General features: G+C 61.8%; 15 protein-coding genes. 11 read left to right on the top strand and 4 right to left on the bottom strand.

Annotation, left to right across the window (positions count from 1 at the left end; translation table 11 throughout):
- Window positions 1–152: 152 nt before the first annotated feature.
- The 4 genes from HX786_RS07255 (at window position 153) to HX786_RS07240 (ending at window position 7,497) form a co-directional block, all read left to right on the top strand.
- A complete protein-coding gene (locus tag HX786_RS07255; RefSeq protein WP_008438591.1) occupies window positions 153–1,064 on the top strand; it encodes an SDR family oxidoreductase in 912 nt (303 codons plus the stop codon).
- A 486-nt stretch (window positions 1,065–1,550) separates the two neighbouring features.
- Window positions 1,551–3,341 carry a DUF1302 domain-containing protein gene (locus HX786_RS07250; protein ID WP_178911882.1) on the top strand — a complete coding sequence of 597 codons (1,791 nt, stop codon included), beginning with the start codon at window positions 1,551–1,553 and terminating at the stop codon, window positions 3,339–3,341.
- 26 nt (window positions 3,342–3,367) lie between these two features.
- On the top strand, window positions 3,368–4,735 hold the full coding sequence (locus HX786_RS07245) for a DUF1329 domain-containing protein (RefSeq protein ID WP_003212808.1): 1,368 nt from the start codon (window positions 3,368–3,370) through the stop codon (window positions 4,733–4,735).
- Window positions 4,736–5,007: 272 nt separating this feature from the next.
- Window positions 5,008–7,497: a LuxR C-terminal-related transcriptional regulator gene (locus HX786_RS07240; RefSeq protein ID WP_178911881.1), complete on the top strand. Its 2,490-nt coding sequence runs from the start codon at window positions 5,008–5,010 to the stop codon at window positions 7,495–7,497.
- Between the two features lie 155 nt (window positions 7,498–7,652).
- On the opposite strand, the gene HX786_RS07235 is transcribed toward HX786_RS07240, so the two are convergent.
- A complete protein-coding gene (locus HX786_RS07235; RefSeq protein ID WP_008438587.1) occupies window positions 7,653–8,441 on the bottom strand; it encodes an IclR family transcriptional regulator in 789 nt (262 codons plus the stop codon).
- A gap of 119 nt (window positions 8,442–8,560) precedes the next feature.
- On the opposite strand from HX786_RS07235, the gene hmgA reads away from it, so the two are divergent.
- The 4 genes from hmgA (at window position 8,561) to HX786_RS07215 (ending at window position 13,333) form a co-directional block, all read left to right on the top strand.
- On the top strand, window positions 8,561–9,844 hold the full coding sequence (hmgA, locus tag HX786_RS07230) for a homogentisate 1,2-dioxygenase (RefSeq protein WP_178911880.1): 1,284 nt from the start codon (window positions 8,561–8,563) through the stop codon (window positions 9,842–9,844).
- 3 nt (window positions 9,845–9,847) lie between these two features.
- Entirely contained in the window at window positions 9,848–11,134 is a 1,287-nt protein-coding gene (gene fahA / locus HX786_RS07225; protein ID WP_003212801.1) for a fumarylacetoacetase, read from the top strand.
- 12 nt (window positions 11,135–11,146) lie between these two features.
- Window positions 11,147–11,782, top strand: coding sequence for a maleylacetoacetate isomerase (maiA, locus tag HX786_RS07220; protein WP_008438576.1), 636 nt, complete (start codon window positions 11,147–11,149; stop codon window positions 11,780–11,782).
- A 165-nt stretch (window positions 11,783–11,947) separates the two neighbouring features.
- Window positions 11,948–13,333, top strand: coding sequence for an aromatic acid/H+ symport family MFS transporter (locus HX786_RS07215; RefSeq protein ID WP_177008194.1), 1,386 nt, complete (start codon window positions 11,948–11,950; stop codon window positions 13,331–13,333).
- Here the strand turns inward: HX786_RS07215 and HX786_RS07210 are convergent.
- Window positions 13,257–14,060: a SirB1 family protein gene (locus HX786_RS07210; protein WP_178911879.1), complete on the bottom strand. Its 804-nt coding sequence runs from the start codon at window positions 14,058–14,060 to the stop codon at window positions 13,257–13,259. The two genes, HX786_RS07215 and HX786_RS07210, sit on opposite strands and share 77 nt — an antisense overlap.
- A gap of 186 nt (window positions 14,061–14,246) precedes the next feature.
- Here HX786_RS07210 and HX786_RS07205 point away from each other — a divergent pair, with 186 nt between their 5' ends.
- Complete coding sequence (locus HX786_RS07205) at window positions 14,247–15,266, top strand: Glu/Leu/Phe/Val dehydrogenase dimerization domain-containing protein (protein WP_010176963.1); 1,020 nt, start codon at window positions 14,247–14,249, stop codon at window positions 15,264–15,266.
- A 6-nt stretch (window positions 15,267–15,272) separates the two neighbouring features.
- On the opposite strand, the gene HX786_RS07200 is transcribed toward HX786_RS07205, so the two are convergent.
- Window positions 15,273–16,580 carry an acetamidase/formamidase family protein gene (locus tag HX786_RS07200; RefSeq protein ID WP_102368149.1) on the bottom strand — a complete coding sequence of 436 codons (1,308 nt, stop codon included), beginning with the start codon at window positions 16,578–16,580 and terminating at the stop codon, window positions 15,273–15,275.
- A 217-nt stretch (window positions 16,581–16,797) separates the two neighbouring features.
- Between HX786_RS07200 and HX786_RS07195 the strand changes: the two genes are divergently transcribed.
- Complete coding sequence (locus HX786_RS07195) at window positions 16,798–17,523, top strand: dienelactone hydrolase family protein (protein WP_087695180.1); 726 nt, start codon at window positions 16,798–16,800, stop codon at window positions 17,521–17,523.
- Between the two features lie 226 nt (window positions 17,524–17,749).
- Here the strand turns inward: HX786_RS07195 and HX786_RS07190 are convergent, their stop codons facing one another.
- Window positions 17,750–18,010 (bottom strand): YebG family protein, encoded by a 261-nt coding sequence (locus HX786_RS07190; RefSeq protein WP_003212789.1) that lies wholly within the window; start codon window positions 18,008–18,010, stop codon window positions 17,750–17,752.
- Between the two features lie 305 nt (window positions 18,011–18,315).
- Between HX786_RS07190 and HX786_RS07185 the strand changes: the two genes are divergently transcribed.
- Window positions 18,316–18,573 (top strand): DUF6124 family protein, encoded by a 258-nt coding sequence (locus HX786_RS07185; RefSeq protein WP_008438570.1) that lies wholly within the window; start codon window positions 18,316–18,318, stop codon window positions 18,571–18,573.
- Window positions 18,574–18,610: the final 37 nt, after the last annotated feature.

The following is an 18,610-nucleotide window of genomic DNA, read 5'->3' as shown; positions in this document are numbered from 1 at the left end:
TACCTAAATAACGGATATGTCCCCCATCTAACCCACACCAATCATCCCCCAGCCTTATCGCGCACCATTCACTCCCAACCGTATTTATTGTGACCACAAGCCCCGTGCCTGACACTCAACCCATCCACCCCTAACCACCCCTGGAGTCCCCAATGAGTGAGCCTGTGCAGTTCCAAGACAAGGTCGTGATCGTCACCGGTGCCGGCGGCGGACTAGGCCGCGCCCACGCACTCCTGTTCGCCAGACACGGCGCCAAAGTGCTGGTCAACGATCTTGGCGGCTCAACCCAGGGCGAAGGCGCCAACGCCTCGGCGGCCGACCGCGTAGTGGCCGAAATCCGCGAAGCCGGCGGCATCGCCGAGGCCAACCACGACTCCGTCACCGACGGTGACAAGATCGTCCAGAACGCCCTCGACGCCTTCGGCCGCATCGACGTCGTGGTCAACAACGCCGGGATCCTGCGGGACAAAACCTTCCACAAAATGGAAGACAGCGACTGGGACCTGGTCTACCGCGTACACGTCGAAGGCGCCTACAAAGTCACCCGCGCCGCCTGGCCCCACCTGCGTGAACAAGCCTACGGCCGGGTGATCTTCACCGCCTCCACCTCCGGTATCTACGGCAACTTCGGCCAGTCCAACTACGGCATGGCCAAGCTCGGCCTGTACGGCCTGACCCGCACCCTGGCGCTGGAAGGCCGCAAGAACAACATCCTGGTCAACGCCATCGCCCCCACCGGTGGTACACGCATGACCGAAGGCCTGATCCCGCCGCAAGTCTTCGAACGCCTCAAGCCGGAATTGATCAGCCCGCTGGTGGTGTACCTGGGCAGCGAGGCGTGTCAGGAAACCTCCGGGCTGTTTGAGGTGGGCGGCGGCTGGATCGGCAAGACCCGCTGGGAGCGCAGCCTGGGGGTTGGGTTTGATCCTGAAGCCGGGTTCTCCCCGGATGATGTCGCCGCCCACTGGCAGCAAATCTGTGACTTCGACGGGGCCGCTCACCCCAAGGACAACATCGAGGCCTTGAAGGAGATGATGGCCAACCTGCAGAAGTACAGCCTGTGATCATTACGTGAAAAAGTTTTAATCAAGCGGGGCGCCATGGCGCCCCGCTGTATTTCAGGCATAAAAAAAGCCGCTGCAAAGGCAGCGGCTGAAGTAAGACGTTTGATCAAGGAGCAATAAATCAACGTCAGTGAACACCGGTAACAGATTGAAAATATTGATCAATCCATAAAAAAACTGGCTGTTCCTCCAGGTTCTGGAAGCGGGCGGTTTGCCCTGAAAGCCAGGCAAGAATAGGCTTTTGTTACAAAATGAAAAATAGCGATTCGAGACAAGGACTGTTACCAAACCCGCAACAGTGGCAATAACACCTCATCCATCCCCCTGATAATCCTTCATCCATCTCGTCCATGGCCTCTCCAAGACCCCGGCCAGAGCGCCCTCTCATCCTTTCGAGCGACAACACGAATACCTCCTTGGTGCGCTTATCGCTCCTGATCGCGGGCAGTAGGGTGGGGCCTTCTGTCACACCACCGGGGAAGACGCATGACAAAAACAACAATGCGCGCCATCTTCAGGCCACAGGCGCTGGCCGCTGCGGTTGCTTTGGGTTGCTGTGCCCAGGCGCAGGCTGTTTCGTTCAACATCGGCGAGATCGAAGGGCAATTCGATTCCTCGCTGTCGGTCGGTGCCAGCTGGGGCATGCGCGATGCCGACAAGAAGCTGGTGGGCATTCCCAACGGCGGAACGGGCCAGGCTTCCACCGGCGATGATGGTCGCCTGAACTTCAAGAAGGGTGAGACCTTCTCCAAGATCTTCAAGGGCATCCACGACCTGGAACTCAAGTACGGCGACAGCGGCGTGTTCGTGCGCGGCAAGTACTGGTACGACTTCGAACTGCAGGACGAAGACCGCGAATTCAAGCAGATCAGCAATAACCACCGCGACGAAGGCGCGCGCTCTTCCGGCTACGAATTACTCGATGCATTTGTCTATCACAACTATTCCATCGGCGATTTGCCGGGCAACGTGCGCGTCGGTAAACAGGTGGTCAGTTGGGGGGAAAGTACGTTCATCGGCAACTCCATCAACAGCATCAACCCCATCGACGTTTCCGCGTTCCGCCGCCCTGGCGCCGAGATCAAGGAAGGCCTGATTCCGGTCAACATGGTGTTCGCCTCCCAAAGCCTCACCAACCAGTTGAGCGTGGAAGGTTTCTACCAGTTGAACTGGGAAAACACCGTGGTGGACAACTGCGGCACCTTCTTCGGTAACGACGTGGTGGCCCATGGCTGCAACGGCAACTACACCGTCGGCAGCCCGGCGATTGCACCATTGCAACCGGTAGCGGCGGCGTTTGGCCAGGGCTTCCAGGTTACGAAAGAAGGCGTAGTGGTGCAGCGTGCAAAAGACCGCGAGGCGCGCGATGGCGGCCAGTTCGGCATGGCGTTGCGCTGGCTGGGAGATGACACCGAGTACGGCCTGTACTTCATGAACTATCACAGCCGCACGCCCACCGTCGGTACCATCACCGCCAACACCAACCTGGCAACCATTGGCGCTATTGCCAACGCGGCCAACGGGATCGCCCCGGGTACCGGGGCCGGCCTGGCGCAAAGCACGATGCTCGGTCGCGGCCAGTATTACCTCGACTACCCGGAAAACATCCGCCTGTTCGGTGCCAGTTTCTCCACCACCTTGCCCACCGGCACCGCCTGGACCGGCGAAATCAGCTACCGCCCGAATGCTCCCGTACAACTCAACACCACCGACCTGACGCTGGCCCTGGTCAACCCGATTGCCGGCAACGCCGCTTCACCGATCAGCAGTTCCTTCGGCGCCGACAACGGCGGCTACCGCCGCAAGGAAATCACCCAGATCCAGAGCACCATGACCCAATTCTTCGACCAGGTACTGGGCGCCGAACGCCTGACCCTGGTGGGCGAGGCGGCCTTTGTGCACGTCGGCGGGCTGGAGGCGAAATCCAAGCTGCGTTATGGCCGTGACTCGGTCTACGGCCAGTACGGCTTCGGCGGCGACACCGATGGGTTTGTCACGGCCAACTCCTGGGGTTATCGCGCCCGGGCCATCCTCGATTACAACAACGTATTCGCCGGGGTCAACCTCAAGCCCAACGTGTCGTGGTCCCAGGACGTCAGCGGCTACGGCCCCAACGGCCTGTTCAACGAAGGCGCCAAGGCCATCAGCGTCGGCGTGGATGCGGACTACCGCAACACCTACACCGCGAGCCTGAGCTACACCGACTTTTTTGGCGGTGACTACAACACCCTCACCGACCGCGACTTCATCGCCCTCAGCTTTGGCGTGAACTTCTGATTTGGCTTAAGTAAGGACAAAAGACTATGCGCAAGATGATTCTGCAATGCGGGGTGTTGGCCCTGAGCCTGTTGGCCGCCAACGTGATGGCCGCAGTGTCGCCGGAAGAAGCGGCCAAGCTCGGCACTACCCTGACCCCGGTGGGCGCCGAGAAGGCCGGTAACGCCGATGGTTCGATCCCGGCATGGACCGGTGGTATCCCGAAAAACGCCGGGGCGGTGGACAGCAAGGGCTTCCTCGCTGACCCGTTCGCCAATGAAAAGCCGCTGTTCGTGATCACCGCCGCTACGGTCGACAAGTACAAGGACAAACTGTCCGAAGGCCAGGTGGCGATGTTCAAGCGCTACCCGCAAACCTACAAGATCCCCGTGTACCCGACCCACCGCACGGTCAACCTGCCGCCGGAGATCTACGAGTCGATCAAGCGCAGCGCGCTCAACGTACACGCGATCAACGACGGCAATGGCCTGGAAAATTTCACCGGCAACCGCTACTACGCCTTCCCGATTCCGAAAAATGGCGTGGAAGTGCTGTGGAACCACATCACCCGTTACCACGGCGGCAACCTGCGCCGCATCATCACCCAGGCCACGCCGCAGACCAACGGCAGCTACACGCCGATCCGTTTCGAGGAAGAAGTGGCCGTGCCGCAACTGATCCCGGACATGGACCCGGTCAAGGGCGCCAACGTACTGACCTTCTTCAAACAATCGGTGACCGCCCCGGCGCGCCTGGCCGGCAACGTACTGTTGGTGCATGAGACGCTCGACCAGGTGAAGGAACCGCGCCTGGCCTGGGTCTACAACGCCGGCCAGCGCCGGGTACGCCGTGCGCCGCAAGTGGCCTACGACGGGCCGGGCACTGCGGCCGACGGCCTGCGCACCTCGGATAACTTCGACATGTTCTCCGGCGCCCCCGACCGCTACGACTGGAAGCTGGTGGGCAAGAAGGAGATGTACATTCCCTACAACAGCTACAAGCTCGATTCGCCGACCCTCAAGTACGACGACATCATCAAGGCCGGCCACATCAACCAGGACCTGACCCGCTACGAGCTGCACCGGGTCTGGGAAGTGATCGGCACGGTCAAGCCGAGCGAGCGGCACATCTACGCCAAGCGCCACATGTACATCGACGAAGACAGCTGGCAGGTGGCGCTGGTGGACCACTACGACGGCCGCGGCCAGCTGTGGCGTGTTGCTGAAGGTCACGCGCAGTTCTACTACGACCATCAGGTGCCGGCCTACACCGTCGAAACCCTGTACGACATCATCGCCGGGCGCTACATCGCCCTGGGCATGAAGAACGAAGAGAAGAGCAGCTTTGTGTTCGGCTTTGCGGCCAAGGCGGCCGACTACACGCCGGCAGCATTGCGCTCGGAAGGCGTGCGCTAAAACCTGATTGAAATACGATGAAACTGTGGGAGCGGGCTTGCTCGCGAAGGCGGTCTGTCAGTTAAAGCATCAGTGACTGATACACCGCCTTCGCGAGCAAGCCCGCTCCCACATTTACGGTGTTCCACCTTTAGAACGAGTGCCGGGTGGCCTTTTGGCTCCCGGCTTTTTTATGCCCGCCAATCAGCCTGCTGAATACTCCTCAACAACCGCCAGCCACAGGACTAGGGTAGGGCGCACGCCGCCTAATAATAAAAAACAGGGACGCAGTAATGACCGCCATGACCCGTTGTCTGGATCGTCCTGGATTCATGCCACGCTTGTCTCCCCATCATCTGTTGCGCCCGCGCCTGGCCGTGCCGCTGCTCAACGCCACGGCACGGGTGAAGTTGCTCTGCGCCCCGGCCGGCAGCGGCAAGAGTGCATTGCTCGCCGAGTGCGCGTTGCAGGCGCCTTCGCAGTGCCAGGTGTACTGGTTGCCGCTGAATGGCGTGGCCTCGGATTTGTGTCAGCGCCTGGCGCAAAGCCTTGGCCTCGACTTTGTTGATGAGCCCACGTTGCTGCTGGCCCTGAACCGCTGGCAAGCGCCGGCCTGGTTGTTTCTCGATGACTTCTGCCGCGTGCCGGCGCCTGAACTGGATGGGTTGCTTGACCGCATTCTGGCCGCCAGCAGCCCGGCCTTGACCTGGTGGATCGGCGCGCGGCGGCGGCCGGCCTGCAACTGGCCCCGGCTGTTGCTTGATGATGAACTGTGGGAATGCAGCGCTGCCGAGTTGGCGTTTGACCCCAGCGAAATCCAGCACTTGGCCGGGCCCAGCGCCGACAAGGTATTGCAGTTCAGCGCCGGCTGGTGCGCCGGAGTGCGTATCGGATTGCTTGAAGGCGACGGGCACCCGGACAAAACCTTGCTCGACTACCTGCAACACGAACTGTTCACGGGCCTGGCGCCGGAATTGGCTGAGGCCTGGCGCGTGCTCGCGCACCTGCCACGCTTCAACCCGAGCTTGTGTGACCACCTGTTCGGCTTTGGTGACGGTGGCGACTACCTGCGAGACTTGCAGACGCTGGGCGCCTTTATCGAGCCCTGGGAAGAGTCCACCGACTGGCTGCAAGTCTTCCCGCCACTGGCCCAACTGATGCGCGCCGAACCCTGGCCAGCCAGGCGCTCCTGGCACCGGCGCGCGTGCCAATGGTTTACCGCCGCCGAGGACTGGCAGGCCGCGTTTGAGCAGGCGCTGCTGGCCGAAGAGTACGAAGTTGCCGTGAGCCTGTTGCAGCACTTCAGTTTTGAAGACCTGTTCCGCCAGCAAAATGCGGTGCTGTTGTTGCGCCTGCATGAGCAGCATGGCGATGAATTGATGCTGGGCTCGGCGCAACTGGTGGGCTTGGTAACGGCGGCGTTGCTGTTTGCCGGGCGTTTCGACCAGGCGGCGTTGTGCATTGACCAACTGGCGCGTTTCACTCCGCAACCGACCGCGCACCTGCAGCGTTATCTGCTGGCCCGCTGGCAGGCGCAATGGGGCTGGCTGTTGCATCTGGGCGGCGAAGCCGCACGGGCCCGGGAACATTTTCTCGAAGCCCTGCAAGACTTGCCCGAGAGCGCCTGGACGTCGCGCCTGATGTGCCTGTCGGGCCTGACCCAGCAAGCCTTGCTGCGTGGCGAGCTGGACGTGGCCCAGGCGCGGAACCGCGAGGCGTTGTGCCTGGCGCGCTCCCACGGCTCACTGCTGTTGGAGGCATTGTTGGAGCTCGATCATGCGCAGTTGCTGGAGCAGCGCGGTGCGCCGTATCGGGCCCAGAGCCTGCTGGAAACTGTGCAGCGCATGTTGGTGCAACAGCGGCTTAAAGCCGGGCCGTTGATGGGACGGATTTGCTTGCGACGTGGGCACCTGGCGCTGCGCCAGGGCCACGACGCCGTGGCCGCCGAATGCTTCGAATCCGGCCTGGGCATGTGCCTGCACAGCCAGGACAAACGCGTGCTCTACGGCTACCTGGGACTGGCGCTATTGGCCGCCAACAAGGGCGATTACGCCCAGGCGTTTATCCAGTTGCGCGACGCTGAACGCCTGATGCAGCAACGCCAGGTGCCCGACACCGTCTATCGCGCCGTATTGCTGTTGCTCAGCGGGCATTTCTGGCTGCAACAGGGTCGCGCCGAACTGACCCTGGAGGCGGTGACCCGGGTGCTGCGGCACTACCGTGGCCCCAAGGCGAAACAAGCACCGCCGGCCACCCTGGAGTTGATCCCCAGGCTTGAATATTTGCAGGTGCTGGCCGAAGTGAAATTGCATCGCGCCGAAGAGCCTGTCGCCCGCCTGAGTGCGTTACTGGAGGCCGCCCGTCAGCGGGGCATGCTGTGCCTGGAAGCGGAGTTGCACTTGGTGCTGGGGGAAGTGGCCTGGCAAGTCGGCGATCGCCCGTTGGCCGTGCGCTCGCTGGAAGCCGGATTGGAACTGGCGGGGCGTTGCCAGGTACAGCAGGCGATTCGCGAGCTGCGCCTCAGGCAACCGGGGTTGTTGAGTGCATTGGGGCTGGAACCGCAGGAATGCCCGGCGGCGGCGGGGGAAAATCCCCTGAGCCAGCGCGAGCTTGAGGTGCTGCAACTGATTGCCCAGGGCAATTCCAATCTGGAAATTGCCAGCCAATTGTTTATCTCGCTGCACACGGTAAAAACCCATGCGCGGAGGATTCACAGCAAGTTGGGGGTGGAGCGGCGTACCCAGGCGGTGGCGAAAGCCAAGACGCTGGGCTTGATGGCTTGAAGCCATGCACTATTCGTCAAACAATGAAGATCAAATGTGGGAGCGGGCTTGCTCGCGAATGCGGTGTATCAGTCACTGATGCTTTAACTGACAGACTGCATTCGCGAGCAAGCCCGCTCCCACATTTTGTTCTGTTGGGTGCCTGATACTGAGCGTCAGGGCTGATAACCCATGCGCCAACTCACCGCCTGGGTCGCCGCCAGCAAACGCTTCGCCGCCGGGCCGTCTTCATCGGCATGGAACAGCGACGTCGGCCCCACCACGGTCAACACCGCCGCCACTTGCCCGACCGCGTTGAACACCGGCGCCGACAACGCGTCCACACCCGGCATCAGCAAACCATGCACAAAGTGCAAGCCGCGCTGGCGGATCTGCTCACAGGTGGTCGCGTATTCCTGGTCATCCGCCAACGCATGGGCAACGCCCGCCTGAATCTCCCGCTCGCGCAACTCCACGGTTTCCCGCGACGGCAGGAACGCACTGAACACCAGCCCGGTGGACGAACTGAGCAACGGCAACACCGAGCCCAATTGCGTGACCACCGTCACCGCGCGCACCGCCGGCTCGATATGCACCACCGTCGCGCCCTGGTTACCCCAGACGGCCAGGAAGCAGGTTTCATTCAACTCATCCCGCAGTTCCGCCAGGGGCAGGGCGGCGACTTTCAGCACGTCCATGCTGCCCAGCGCGGCCAGCCCCACGCGCAAGGCTTCGCGGCCCAGGCCGTAATGGTTGGTGGCGGTGTTCTGTTCGGCAAAACCCGAGGCAATCAGCGCCTGCAAATAGCGGTGGACCTTGCTCGCCGGCATTTGCACGTGCTCGGCCAGGCGCGACAACGAGGTGGCCGGCGACAGTTCAGCCAGGGCCTTGAGGATGTCGGTGCCCACTTCAGCCGAGCGGACTTTCTGTTTACCGGTGTCGCGGGGGGCGGGCGGCTTTTCCATGGAAGGCATGAATCCGAAAGACGAATGGGCGTCTTTATAGCTTGACGGTCAACAGGTATCAAATTACGTTATGCGTAACTGGATTACGATAAAAACAACTTCCGCTCAGAGGACGATCCATGACCCTCGAATACCAATCGGGTTTTGGCAATGAATTTGCCACTGAAGCCTTGCCCGGTGCATTGCCCGTCGGCCAGAACGCCCCGCAGAAAGCGCCCTACGGGCTGTACACCGAACTCTTTTCCGGCACCGCCTTCACCATGGCCCGCAGCGAAGCCCGGCGCACCTGGTTGTACCGCATCCAGCCGTCGGCCAATCACCCGGCGTTCGTCAAGCTGGAACGGCAATTGGCCGGTGGACCGCTGGGTGCTGTGACGCCCAACCGCCTGCGCTGGAACCCGCTGGATATTCCGGGTGAGCCGACAGATTTCATCGATGGCCTTGTAGGCATGGTCGCCAATTCCGGATCGGAAAAACCCTCGGGCATCAGCATCTACAACTACCGCGCCAACCGTTCGATGGACCGCGTGTTCTTCAACGCGGACGGCGAACTGTTGATCGTTCCCGAACAGGGCCGCCTGCGCATTGCGACCGAACTGGGTGTGCTGGAAGTCGAGCCACTGGAAATCGTCGTGCTGCCCCGCGGCCTGAAATTCCGCGTCGAACTGCTGGATGCCCAGGCCCGCGGTTACGTCGCCGAGAACCATGGCGCGCCACTGCGCCTGCCGGACCTTGGTCCTATCGGCAGTAACGGCCTGGCCAACCCACGGGATTTCCTCACGCCCGTCGCCCATTACGAAGACCTCAAGCAACCGACCACGCTGGTGCAGAAATTCCTCGGTGAACTGTGGGGCTGCCAGCTCGACCATTCGCCGCTGAACGTGGTGGCGTGGCACGGCAACAACGTGCCGTACAAATACGACCTGCGTCGTTTCAACACCATCGGCACCGTGAGCTTCGATCACCCGGACCCGTCGATCTTCACCGTATTGACCTCGCCCACCAGCGTGCACGGCCTGGCCAACCTCGACTTCGTGATCTTCCCGCCCCGCTGGATGGTCGCCGAAAACACCTTCCGGCCACCGTGGTTCCACCGCAACCTGATGAACGAATACATGGGCCTGATCCAGGGTGCCTACGACGCCAAGGCCGAAGGCTTCGTGCCCGGCGGCGCGTCGTTGCACAGCTGCATGAGCGCCCACGGCCCGGATGGCGAGACCTGCACCAAAGCCATCAACGCGACGCTTGAGCCCCACAAGATTGATAACACCATGGCGTTCATGTTCGAGACCAGCCAGGTGCTGCGTCCCACCCAGTTCGCCCTTGAATGCTCGCAGCTGCAACCTTCCTACGACGCTTGCTGGGCCTCACTGCCCGCAACCTTCAACCCGAATCGGAGATAACCCATGACGCAGCCTAATCTCACCCGCAGTTGGGTGGTTTCCGCCAACGGTCACCGGGATTTCCCGCTGCAAAACCTGCCGTTGGGGGTGTTCAGCCTTAATGGCTCGGCACCGCGCAGTGGCGTGGCGATTGGCGAGCAGATTCTTGATCTGCACGCCGCGTTGGAATGCTTTGAAGGCGAAGCCCGCCGGGCCGTTGAAGCCACCGCTGGCGGCCAACTGAACGCATTTTTCGAACTCGGCCGTGGCCCGCGCGTGGCCCTGCGCGAACGCCTGCTGGAACTGTTGGCCGAAGGCAGCGACCAGCAAGGCAAACTGCAAGCTGCGCTGCACCCGGCTGCCGATTGCCAGATGCACCTGCCGGCCAGGATCAACGACTACACCGACTTCTACGTGGGCATCGAGCACGCGCAAAACGTCGGCAAGCTGTTCCGCCCGGACAACCCGCTGCTGCCCAACTACAAGTATGTGCCGATCGGCTACCACGGCCGCGCGTCGACGATTCGCCCGTCGGGCACCGAGGTCCGCCGCCCGAAAGGCCAGACCCTGCCAGCCGGTCAAACCGAGCCGACCTTCGGCCCCTGCGCACGCCTGGACTACGAGCTGGAGCTGGGCATCTGGATCGGCCAGGGCAATGCCATGGGCGACTCGATTGCCATCGGCGACGCGGCTGATCACATCGCCGGTTTCTGCCTGCTCAACGACTGGTCGGCGCGGGATATCCAGGCTTGGGAATACCAGCCGCTGGGCCCGTTCCTGTCGAAGAGTTTCATCACCAGTATTTCGCCATGGGTGGTGACGGCTGAAGCCCTGGAACCGTTCCGCAAGGCACAACCGGCGCGCCCTGAAGGCGACCCGCAACCACTGCCATACTTGCTGGACAAGCGCGACCAGGCTGCCGGTGGTTTTGATATCGAACTGGAAGTGCTGCTGACCACCGCCTCGATGCGTGAGCAGAACCTGCCGGCTCATCGCTTGACCCTGAGCAACACCCAACACATGTACTGGACCGTCGCGCAGATGGTTGCGCACCACAGCGTCAACGGCTGCCAGTTGCAGGCGGGTGACCTGTTCGGTTCGGGCACCTTGTCGGGGCCGGAAGCCGGGCAATTCGGCAGCCTGCTGGAAATCACCGAGGGCGGTAAAAAGCCGATCGAACTGGCCTCCGGCGAGGTGCGGAAATTCCTCGAAGACGGCGACGAAATCATCCTGCGTGCCCGCTGCACCCGCGACGGTTTTGCCTCCATCGGCTTCGGCGAATGCCGGGGTACCGTGGTCGCGGCGCGCTGAGAGGGCAGGGCCATGGAACTCTATACCTACTACCGCTCCACTTCGTCCTACCGGGTGCGGATCGCGCTGGCCCTCAAGGGCCTGGACTTCACCGCCGTGCCGGTCAACCTGCTGGTGCCCAAGGGCGGCGCCAACCATCAGCCGGAGTACCTGGCGATCAACCCGCAAGGTCGCGTGCCGGCCTTGCGCACCGATGAGGGTGATGTGTTGATTCAGTCGCCGGCAATCATCGAGTACCTGGAGGAACGTTATCCACAGGTGCCGTTGCTCTCCACGGATCTGGCAACCCGCGCCCATGAGCGCGCGGTGGCGTCGATCATCGGTTGCGACATTCATCCGCTGCACAACTCCAGTACCCAGAATCTGCTCAAGCAATGGGGGCACGATGAAGCGCAGGTGCTGGAGTGGATCGGGCACTGGATCAGCCAGGGCCTGGCGGCGGTGGAGCAGTTGATCGGTGATCAGGGTTACTGCTTTGGCGAGCAGCCGGGGATGGCGGATACGTTCCTGATTCCACAGTTGTATGCGGCCGAGCGGTTCAAGGTGTCGCTGGCGGCGTACCCGCGCATTCAGCGGGTGGCGGGGTTGGCGGCGCAGCATCCGGCGTTCATGGCGGCTCATCCCGCCAACCAACCGGATACCCCATAAATCTCCAGGCTCACACCGGCCAAATGTGGGAGCGGGCTTGCTCGCGAATACGGTGTATCAGTCAGCAGATGTATTGACTGGCATACCGCTTTCGCGAGCAAGCCCGCTCCCACATATGATGTTCAGCGTGTCCAAAATATATAAAAACAATACAGGTCCCTTGCGATGCACAATCAGATTGCCAGCTTTCGTGCGGCACTCGACGCCCGTCCGGTGTCGCGCTATCAGTGGTTGATTCTCCTGTTGCTGGCACTGTTGCTGGTCACCGACGGCTACGACGCCCAGGTCCTGGGCTACGTAGTACCGGCGCTGGCCAAGGACTGGGGCCTGGAAAAAGCCGCGTTCGGCCCGGTGTTCAGCGCCAACCTGCTGGGGCTGACGCTGGGCTCCCTGGCCGTCACGCCGCTGGCGGATCGCTTCGGGGTGCGGCGCATCCTGCTGTGCTGTGTGTTGATCTACGCCAGCCTCACGGTGCTGATGGTGTTCGCCAACTCTCTCAATACCTTGATGGCCGCCCGCTTTATCTGCGGCATCGGCATGGGCGGTGCAATGCCCAGCGCCATGGCCCTCATGTCGGAATACTCACCACCCCGCCTGCGAACATTGATGGTGACGCTCGCCGCCTGTGGCTTTTCTTTCGGCGGTGCGGCCGGTGGTTTTGTCGCGGCCGGGTTTATCGACAGTTTCGGCTGGCAGGCGGTGTTCCTCGCCGGTGGTGTGACGCCCTTGCTGTTGTTTCCGTTTCTTGCCTGGATGTTGCCCGAATCCCTGCCACGCCTGCTGCGTGATGCACCGCCGTATGCGCGCCTGCAAAAAGTCACCGCGCGAATGCTGCCAGGCTGGCAACCGCCGCCAGCGAGCGAGGCTGAAAACCGCCAGGAGCAAGGCAGCAAACTGACGGTGGTGGAGCTGTTCCGCCATGGTTATGCGCGCCCGACCTTGCTGCTGTGGGCGACGTTTTTTGTCAGCCTGATCCTGCTGTATTTCATGATCAGCTGGCTGCCTTCGCTGTTGCTGGAAAGCGGCCTGGGCCTGAATGAGGCCAACCTGGTGACCTCGATGTTCCTGTTCGCCGGGACCTTGGGCGCCATCGGCATGGCCTGGTTTGCCGACCGGCTCAAAAGCAAAGTGCGCCTACTGTCCGGCGTGCTGGCAGCGGCTGCGGTGTGCACCATCCTGCTGGGGCTGAATCACGACAATCCGCGCTATCTGGTGGCCTGCGTGTTTGCGGCGGGCTTCTGCATCATCGGCGGTCAACTGACCCTGAACGCGTTCGCCAGTAACTTCTACCCGGCTCACGTGCGGGCCACCGGTACAGGCTGGGCACTGGGTGTCGGGCGGTTCGGGTCGATCCTGGGGCCGCTGTTCGGCAGCCTGCTGCTGGCGATGCACATACCGGTGCAGCAGATTTTCTTCTTCTGCGCGATTCCGGCGGTGATAGCGGCGTTGTTGATTATCCAGGTGCGCTCGCCAGTCAATGCACCACAGAGTTCGGCGGCAAATGGCCCAGCCGTTCGGTCAGGCGTAGACGCTGGATCGGGTCTTCGCTGAGCATCAATGCGTGTTCCAGGTCAAAACGCTCGGCGTTCGGGCAATCCAGGCGCTGATACAAACTGGCCCGGGCCAGGTAATCGGCGGCGCTGGCATTGCCCAGCTCCAGCACGCGTTCGGCATCCACCAGAGCGGCCAGGTGGTCGTCGTTGGACAGGTGCAACTGGCGCAGATTACGCGACAGCCGTTGCAGGATCGATCGCGGCTCGGCGGTGTGCAGGTGGTCGGCCTGCAACTTGAGATTGGGCCCGTACTGGCGGGTCAGCAGGTCGCGGCAATCGTTGGGGTACAGGCGTCGGCCGCCGCAGGGGTCGAGCAGGTGATCGGCGCCCGGCACGCGCAACAGGAAGTGCCCCGGGAAGTTGACGCCGACCAAGGGGATGTCCAGGCGCCGCGCCAGCTCCAGGGCGATCAGCCCCAATGCCAGTGGCTGGCCGCGTTTACGCTTCAACACCTTGTCCAGCAGCGCGGCGGCGGGGCGCAGCGGGGTGTGGTCATCCTGGGCGAACCCCAGGTCGTTCATGCGCCGCAGCAACGGTTGTCCGAGTTCATCCGCCGGCAGCATCGGCATGCTGAGGCTGACCAATTGCTGCAATACCTTGAAGTCCTGCAGGATGGCCAAGGGGTCCACCACCGGGTCGTGCTCGGCCGCCATCCACAGCGCGGCTTCAAACAGCGCGGGCGGTGACCGTTCCAGGCAGGCAAAAAAGGCGTCGCGGGGCTTCATTGGGTTCTCCGGCGGATGTCTCGTTTTAGCCTTGCTGTGAACTTTCGTCCAGTGCCTTAAGACAGGTCCTACCTGTTTATGTCGCAAACCCTTTAAAACCGGTGGTCTTATTCCTGCGCGCTTCAGCAGGGTTTCGCTGGCAGTCCTATACTTGGCGCCTACCAGAAGTGATTCGGGAGCTTGACGATGTTTGCGCTCATGCACAGCACCCGCCTTGAATCGCTGCACCTGAGCGTTGACCCGGCCACCGGGTTGAAGGCGGTCATTGCCATCCACAACAGCCGCCTGGGTCCCGCCCTTGGAGGCTGCCGCTACCTCTCTTACCCCGACGATGAAAGTGCCGTGGCGGATGCCGCGCGCCTGGCCCAGGGCATGAGCTACAAGGCCGCGCTGGCCGGTTTGCCGGTGGGTGGCGGCAATGCGGTGATCATTCGCCCCGCCCATGTGGAAAGCCGCGCGGCATTGTTTGAAGCCTTCGGCCGCTGCATCGAGCAGTTGGATGGCCGCTACATCACCGCCATCGACAGCGGCACCTCGGTGGCCGACATGGATTGCATCGCCCAGCAGACCCGCTATGTCACCAGCACCACGGCGGCCGGCGATCCCTCGCCCCACGCGGCGATGGGCGTGTTCGCCGGCATCCGCACCACCGCGATGGCTCGCCTGGGCAGCGATAATCTGGAAGGTCTGCGCGTGGCGATCCAGGGCCTGGGCAACGTCGGTTATGCCCTGGCCGAGCAACTGCACGCCGCCGGGGCTGAATTGCTGGTGAGCGACATCGACCACGGCAAGGTGCAACTGGCGATGGAACAACTGGGTGCGCACCCGATTGCCAACGAAGCCTTGCTCAGCACCCCATGCGATATCCTTGCGCCCTGTGGTGTGGGCGCGGTGTTCAACCGCTACACGGTCGCGCAGTTGCGATGCGCAGCGGTGGCCGGCTCCGCCAGTGCGCAACTGACCAACCTGCAAGTGGCCGATCAGTTGGAAGGCCGTGGGATTCTTTACGCGCCGGACTACGTGATCAACTCCGGTGGGCTGATCTACGTGGCCCTCAAGCACGGCGGCGCGGAGCTGGAAACCATCACCGCGCACCTGTCGAACATCGGTACACGCCTGACCGAGATCTTCGCCCATGCCCAGGCTGAAAAACGCTCACCCGCGCGGGTAGCGGATGAGCTGGCGGAGCGCTTGCTGTACCGCTGAGGCGGGTCAAAGCTGATATTTCTCCCGGGCCAGTTGGCCCACGCCCATACGATCAAGGATGTGCATCGGGCACAGAATCGTGACCCGCACGGTTCCCGGCAGGCGGCTGATTTCAATCGAGCCGTTGATGGTCGCGCGGTTGCGCACTTCGTCGAGCGGCAGCCCGGTCACGGCGGCGGCGCGTTCCAGTCCGTTGTCTGTCGCGACGTTGAGATTGGTCCCACTGCCGATGAAGGTGATGGGCGCGTTCTCCTCGATCTCCACCTGGCCCCAGCGCTCCCCCAGTGCCTTCACCCGCAGGCGTTGCTCCGCGGTCATCGGGCGCGCCATGGGCGGCAGGTCATCGAGGTTTTGCAGCAGGATCGGCCCGTCTAGGCTCAGGCCCTTGATCACCTGCACCGTCAGTTCGGTTTCCCCCGACACATCGGTGGCATGCCCGGCAATTTCGCCATTGCCCTGTTGAGCATGCATATCGCCCATGTACACCCCGGCGCCGGGGACCTTCACCGGGCAGATCAGGATGCAGCCTTCGCGCACGGAATTGGTGTCCATGTGGCCATCGGTTTTCGCGGCGTGCAGTTCATCGTGGGTCATGCTGTAGCGATGGGGCGCGCCCACCAGGTACTGGCCGAAGTCGCCGCAGTTGTGGGAATCCGGCAGATCCCGTGAAGGCGTGGTGCCGATGTTGCCCAGGAATGGGCGCATATGCGCGGCCAGGCCCGGGATATCGGCGCGGGCCAGGGACAGGATCGAGTGCTGGGCAGACAGTTCGGGCAGCGCCGACATGTCCGATGCCTTGCCGGCCAGGCGATCCGCCACGGCCTGATTGACCGTCAGGCTCACCTGATGCTCGGCATCCAGAACGATCACGTAACCATTGCTGAAACGAAACGCACTGACCTCGGCGCCACAGGCATCGCAACGAATGGCGTCATCGCCAATGCCTTCGACGTGGCTGGCGGGATGCTCTTGCCCGCAGTTGGAGCAGAACTTCGCGACGAACGGGTCGCCGTGGTAACGCCCTTCGACAAAACTCATGACCCCCGAGGACGTGGCCAGGGAGGTGACGCGCATGCGCTTGATCTTCAGCGCCACCGCGTCGCCGATGTCGGCGCCGGCGATGAACACGGGCTGGGTCACTTCATGGCCACCCTCAAAGGCCGGCGTGATCATCGGGCCCCAGCAACCGGGCGGGGTGCCGGTGATCAAGGTGCCACCGTCGGCCAGCGGGCCGAGCATTTTCTGGCTGGGGCCGAGCAGCCCATTGGTGTAGGAGGTGACGGTGAGACGGTCGACAGAAGGGAGGTTATTCATTTTATTTTCCGGGCCCTGGGTGATTGAATGTTGAACAGGCTTCATCACTTAAGCGCCGATGTGTATCTGTCGTGTGTCGCGCTGCCGCGATTGCCGGTACGTGTGTATCTCAGGGGTATCCATACACACTCTGATACACCCGCAGTGGCGTTCACGGGTAAATACAGATATCTCTGTTGCAGGCTTACTTTTTCAAACCCACCAGAACGAGGTTGGCATGTCCAAACAAACAGCAGGGCGCTCCAGCGGGCGCATGATCACCTTCAAACGCCCGGATGGCGCTGACGTCAACGGCTACCTGGCCAGCCCGGCCGTACTCGAAGGCGCGCCGGCGATCGTGGTGATCCAGGAATGGTGGGGCGTAAACGATCAGATCAAGGGCGTGGCCAATCGACTGGCCGAATGCGGTTACCGCGTGTTGGTGCCGGACCTTTATCGCGGCGCGTCGACCGTGGAAGAGGAAGAGGCTCACCACCTGATGGATGGGCTGGATTTTGGTGACGCGGTTTCTCAGGACATCAAGGGTGCTGTGCAGTACTTGCAGGCGGATTCGAAAAAAGTCGGTGTGACCGGTTACTGCATGGGCGGGGCGTTGACGTTGCTGGCGTTGAACGCGATTCCGGAAGTGGCTGCGGGCGTGGTGTGGTACGGCTTCCCGCCGCTGGAGTATCTGGATGCTTCGAAGATCAAGGCGCCGCTGATCGGGCATTGGGGCACGCAGGATGCCTTCTTCAATATCGACACCGTGGCGGAGCTGGAGTCAAAACTGCATGCTGCGGGTGTGGACGCGACTTTCCATCGCTACCTGGCGCGCCATGCGTTTGCCAACGAGACGGCGATTGGTGATGGTCGGATTGCAGACACGCAATACGATGCCGCCTGGTCGCAACTGGCGTGGGACCGCACGTTGACGTTCTTCGGCAAGACCTTGTGGCAGGCATGACACATGTGAAAGGCATCAACGCTTAACCTGTGGCGAGGGAGCTTGTTGTGGTGAGGGAGCTTGCTGTGGCGAGGGAGCTTGCTCCCGCTGGAGTGCGCAGCGCTCCCAAGCTTTTGGGTCTGCTGCGCAGCCCAGCGGGAGCAAGCTCCCTCGCCACAGCAAGCTCCCTCTGCCACAGCAAGCGCCCTCTGCCACAGCAAGCCCTTTCGCCACTACTGGCAATGCATCACTCAGCCGCTGGCTGCCCAATCTCCGCCAATGCACTCGCATTGTTCTTGAACGCCGCCGCAAACGCCGCGCGGTTCTTGGCCATGAAAATACCGGCATCTTCAGCCTGCTTCTCGCTCAAGCCTTCGACGTTTTTCAACAGCACTTCCATCAGGGACTCTGCCAGTTCAAGCATCTGGTCGTGTGCGTCGGCAAGTTTGCGATCCACGAATGTAGTCTCCAGGTCACGGGTACTGCGATACAGGGTTTCAACAGCCATTTTTCGGCCTCGTCATCGGTGCAGTATTGAAGGGAGTTGCCCTTGGTTCGAGTGTCGCCAAGCGTTTTTGCGACCACTGTATTTATATACAGCTAAAAGCATAAGCCAATCCATGGGCTTTGGGTAGTGGCTTTTCAATGTAGCTGGCAAATGCTGGTTTGCCCTATCGGAAACTTCTCACAGGTTGGTGGGGTTGCAGGAGCGTCATTCAGTGGCTTACCTTCTCCGGGCTTCGCTTATGCGGTACACGAGTTTGGCGGCTCGAATTTAAGGAGCAAACATCTTGTAAATCCAAGGAATGCACCATGGTAAAAATGACTGCCTGTTTTTCTGAATCGCCTATAAAGCCGCCTACCGCGCTTTTCGCTGTGACCCCAAATACTGACACTGAAACATTACTCGCCAATGCCAGCGAAACCTTGAACAGTGCCCGTGAAATGGCCAGTAGCCTGGCTTTTGAGCTTGAAGGACCACAGCGAAGTTTGCTTCTGGCGATCCATCAACTGCTGGAAATGAGTGGTTTATTGGTCGATCAAGCGTTGGATCAAGTCGCCCCGACCTGACCTGAATCACCCGGTCACCTGGATCGTTCCCACGCTC

Source organism: Pseudomonas sp. 21615526 (assembly GCF_013386245.1).
In the GTDB taxonomy this organism is placed as follows: Bacteria; Pseudomonadota; Gammaproteobacteria; order Pseudomonadales; family Pseudomonadaceae; genus Aquipseudomonas.
The sequence above is the reverse complement of the archived record's forward strand: the minus strand, read 5'-3'. Positions and strand labels throughout refer to the sequence as shown.